Raw genomic sequence first — 3,683 nt, forward strand, 5'->3', positions numbered from 1 at the left:
GCCTCCGAGGAGGGGGCCGGCCCGTCGGCGGGCGGCGCCGCGCCTGCCGCCGGCGCGTCCACCCCCGGCGGCAGCTCCTCGGCGAGCGCCTCGAGGGCGTTAAAGGGGACCTGGCACAGCCCGCACGATACCCACCCCGCGGCCTTGCGCAGCTGCCAGGCCTGCACGGCGAAGACCGTCCCGCAACTAGGGCACTGGGTATACACGGTGCGACCCCCTGACCTGTGGGAGGAGGCGCCTCGGCGCCTACGCTACAGGCGGGTGCCGCTGAGCAGCAGCCACTCTCCCCGCCGCCGCGGCGCGTCCCAGGCGATCTGCGGCCCGAAGGCGTCCATGACCCGCTGCTGCTGGCCCTCCAGGATGCCCGACAGGGCCAGGCGCCCCTTCGGCGCGAGCCCGGCGAGCAGCTCCGCGGCCTGCTCCGCCAGCGTACCCGCAAGGATATTGGCGACCAGGAAATCGGCGCAATACGCCTGCGGCCTCTGCTCGGGCAGGCAGGCCGGGACGCGGTCGGCCACGCCGTTGTTGGCGGCGTTCTCCCGGCTGGCCGTCACGGCCTGCGGGTCGTTGTCGATCGCCAGGCACTCGCGGGCGCCGAGCAGCGCGGCGGCCACGGCGAGCACCCCGGAGCCGGCGCCGTAGTCGATCCCCCGCGCCCCGGCCAGGGGCTCGCCGTCGAGCCACTCCAGGCAGAGCGCGGTCGTCTCGTGGGTGCCGGTCCCGAAGGCCAGCCCGGGGTCGAGGCGGATCGCCACGGCGCCCTCGGGCAGGGAGGCCTCCGCCTCGTGCGGCAGGACCCAGAGCCGCTCGCCGAAGGCCATGGGGCGGAAGTGCTCGAGCCACGCCCGCTCCCAGGCCTGCTCCTCGAGCCGCTCGCTGCGCCAGGCGCCGGCGCGCTCGCCGAGCTGCTCGGCCAGGTGGCGGATCAGCTGCTCGGCATCGGCCTCACCGGGGAAGAGCGCGGTGACGCGCACCCGCGACCACAAGGGGTGCTCGCCGACCCCCGGCTCGAGCAGGACGCTCCCGTCCTCGGCTTGGTAGGTCTGCGCCATGGCGCCGGCCGCCTCGAGGGCGGCCTCGACCGCCTCGAGATCGGCCGCCGCCGCCTCGAGCTCGACCTGGAGCTGCGCCACGCCTCAGGCGTCCGACTGCGAGGCCGGGCTCACGGCCATGCACGCGGCCTGCTCCCGGGTGTAGAAGCAGCCGTCGCGCTCGAAGCCCGAGACCACGGTGGCCTTGACCGCGACGACGTGCCCGCGGTCGTCGCGCTCGCGGACGAGCTCCTCGGGCAGGCCGTCGAGGCGGTGGAACGGCGCCGGGCGGCCGTCCCGGCAGCAGGAGATGTAGACCAGCCCGGTCTCCGTATCGAGGAAGGCCGGCTTGAAGCCGTACTCGCGGTTGCAGGTGCTCACCCCGCCCGTGCCCTGGAAGGCGGTATTCTCCTGCTTTAGCCGCCCTGGCGTTACGGCCCGAGCCATCGCTTACCACCTCCCCGCGCCGGGGGCTCGCCGAAGCCTGCCGATCGGCCCCTGCATACCGGCCTCACCTGGCCTGGCGCCGCCGCCCCCGGCGGGCATCCCTAGGCCTCGCCGCCCTGGCGCTCGTAGTTCGCCACGGCGCTCTCGATCTCGGCCCGGGCGGCATCGGCGCCCTTCCAGTCGCGGATCTGGACCCACTTGCCGGGCTCGAGGTCCTTGTAGTGCTCGAAGAAGTGGCTGATCTCGCTGAGCAGCCGCGACGGCAGGTCGTCCGGCCCCATGACCTCGGCGTAGTCGGTGGTCAGCTTGTCCACCGGGACGGCGATGATCTTGGCGTCCTCGCCGGACTCGTCGGCCATCTCGAGGACACCCACGGGGCGGGCGCGGATCACGGAGCCGACGGTCAGCGGCAGCGGCGTCACCACGAGCGCGTCCACCGGGTCGCCGTCGTCGGCAAGGGTCTGCGGCACGAAGCCGTAGTTGCACGGGTAGTGCATCGCCGTGGCCATGATCCGGTCGACCATCAGGGCGCCGGTCTCCTTGTCGATCTCGTACTTCACGGGGCCGCCGTGCAGGGGGATCTCGATGACGACGTTGATGTCGTCCGGGACGGATCGACCGGCTGGCACGGAGTTGAGCATCATGACGCGTCTCCCCTTGTGTCGTGGGTTCATTGGGCCGATGCCGGCAAACTGTAACGCCGCTGCTGCGCCGCGACAACCGCGCCCCGAACCCGCCCTGGCGTACGGTATGATGGGGGGAAGCTCGAGCAGGAGGCGCCATGGGCCCCACCCTCCCGAATCTCGCCGGTATCTGCCTGTTCCGCAACGGCCCGCAGGACCTGCCGTACGCCCCGCAGGCGCTCGCCGGCGCCGTGGCGCTCAGCGCCGCGCTCACCTTCATCGCCGCGAGCAACCTGCCGGAGAGCGGCAACGTGGCCGCCCAGGTGGCGGTGGCCACGCTCTTCGCCGCCGCCTTCCTCTACGCCCTGCTCGCCCTGCGCGGGCTGCAGGCGCGCTTCGTCCAGAGCGCCACGGCGATCTTCGGCACCGACGCCGTCATCGGCTTCCCCGTGGTCCTGCTGAGCTTCCCCATCGGGGCGCAGGGGCCCGAGCAGGCCCCGGGGGCAGCGGCGGGCATCCTGCTGCTCTGGGGCTGGCACCTCGTGATCCTCGGCCACATCTTCCGCCATACCCTGGAGCTTAAGCTGCCGCTCGGCCTCCTGCTAGCGCTGGCCTACAGCTTACTCGGCTTCCAGGCGGTCCAGCTCGTCGCCTAGGGGGAGCGCCTTGAAGATCCACATCCTCGGCATCTGCGGGACCTTCATGGGCAGCATCGCCCTGCTCGCCCGCGAGCGCGGCCACAGCGTGGCGGGCAGCGACACCGGCGCCTGGCCGCCGATGGGCGAGCTCCTCGAGCGCGCCGGGATCCCGGTGAGCGCCGGCTACACGGCCGCGGCCCTGGAGCCGCCGCCCGACCAGGTCGTCGTCGGCAACGCCCTCTCCCGGGGCAACCCGGCCGTCGAGCACCTGCTCGAGCGCGGGATCGACTACTGCTCGGGGCCCGCCTGGCTCGCCGCCCACGTCCTCGGCGGCCGGCGCGTGATCGCCGTCGCCGGCACCCACGGCAAGACCACCACCACTACGATGGCGGCCTGGATCCTGCGCCGCTGCGGCGGCGACCCGGGATTCCTCATCGGCGGGGCGCCGCGCTTCGACGCGGCCTCGGCGCGGCTCGGCACCGATCCGGCCTTCGTCGTCGAGGCCGACGAGTACGACACCGCCTTCTTCGACAAGCGCGCCAAGGCCGTCCACTACCGCCCGCGGGTGCTGGTGCTCAACAACCTCGAGCACGACCACGCCGACATCTACCCCGATACCGAGGCGATCGCCGCGCAGCTCCACCAGACGGTCCGGACCGTGCCGGCGGGGGGGCGGATCCTCGTCAACGGCGACGACCCGGCCCTCGCCGGCGTCCTCGAGCGCGGCTGCTGGACGCCGGTGGAACGCTTCGGCTTCGGCGCGGGCAACGACTGGCGCATCGCCGCCGGTTCCGAGGGGGCGCCGGCGCAGCTGAGCTACCGCGGCGCCCCCCTCGGCGCCCTCCGCCCGCCGCAGCCCGGCCGCCACAACCTCGCCAACGCCGCGGCGGCCGTCGCCGCGGCGGCCAGCGAGGGCGTCCCCGCCGCCGAGGCGCTCGCCGCGG

General features: G+C 73.8%; 6 protein-coding genes. 2 read left to right on the forward strand and 4 right to left on the reverse strand.

All coding sequences use genetic code 11. The features are described 5' to 3' along the window. The 4 genes from CKO13_RS11215 to ppa all read right to left on the reverse strand — a co-directional run. Window positions 1-206: zinc-ribbon domain-containing protein (locus tag CKO13_RS11215; protein WP_200261021.1), on the reverse strand; the 206-nt coding region annotated here is incomplete at its 3' end. Between the two features lie 45 nt (window positions 207-251). Continuing rightward, window positions 252-1,133: a 50S ribosomal protein L11 methyltransferase gene (gene prmA / locus CKO13_RS11220; protein ID WP_200261024.1), complete on the reverse strand. Its 882-nt coding sequence runs from the start codon at window positions 1,131-1,133 to the stop codon at window positions 252-254. A 3-nt stretch (window positions 1,134-1,136) separates the two neighbouring features. Then, window positions 1,137-1,478 (reverse strand): hypothetical protein, encoded by a 342-nt coding sequence (locus CKO13_RS11225; protein WP_200261028.1) that lies wholly within the window; start codon window positions 1,476-1,478, stop codon window positions 1,137-1,139. A gap of 101 nt (window positions 1,479-1,579) precedes the next feature. Then, window positions 1,580-2,122 carry an inorganic diphosphatase gene (gene ppa, locus CKO13_RS11230; protein WP_200261031.1) on the reverse strand — a complete coding sequence of 181 codons (543 nt, stop codon included), beginning with the start codon at window positions 2,120-2,122 and terminating at the stop codon, window positions 1,580-1,582. Between the two features lie 137 nt (window positions 2,123-2,259). Here ppa and CKO13_RS11235 point away from each other — a divergent pair, with 137 nt between their 5' ends. After that, entirely contained in the window at window positions 2,260-2,757 is a 498-nt protein-coding gene (locus CKO13_RS11235) for a hypothetical protein (RefSeq protein WP_200261034.1), read from the forward strand. 10 nt (window positions 2,758-2,767) lie between these two features. Continuing rightward, window positions 2,768-3,683 (forward strand): Mur ligase family protein (locus tag CKO13_RS11240; protein WP_200261037.1); only part of this gene is annotated, 916 nt, incomplete at its 3' end.

Origin of the sequence: Halorhodospira neutriphila (assembly GCF_016584055.1) — a bacterium.
Taxonomy (GTDB): domain Bacteria; phylum Pseudomonadota; class Gammaproteobacteria; order Nitrococcales; family Halorhodospiraceae; genus Halorhodospira; species Halorhodospira neutriphila.

What these genes read in the sequence shown, in the direction of transcription:
- CKO13_RS11225 (WP_200261028.1), bottom strand. Translation starts at nt 1,478, where the DNA reads ATGGCTCGGGCCGTAACGCCAGGGCGGCTAAAGCAGGAGAATACCGCC.
- ppa (WP_200261031.1), bottom strand. Translation starts at nt 2,122, where the DNA reads ATGATGCTCAACTCCGTGCCAGCCGGTCGATCCGTCCCGGACGACATC.
- CKO13_RS11235 (WP_200261034.1), top strand. Translation starts at nt 2,260, where the DNA reads ATGGGCCCCACCCTCCCGAATCTCGCCGGTATCTGCCTGTTCCGCAAC.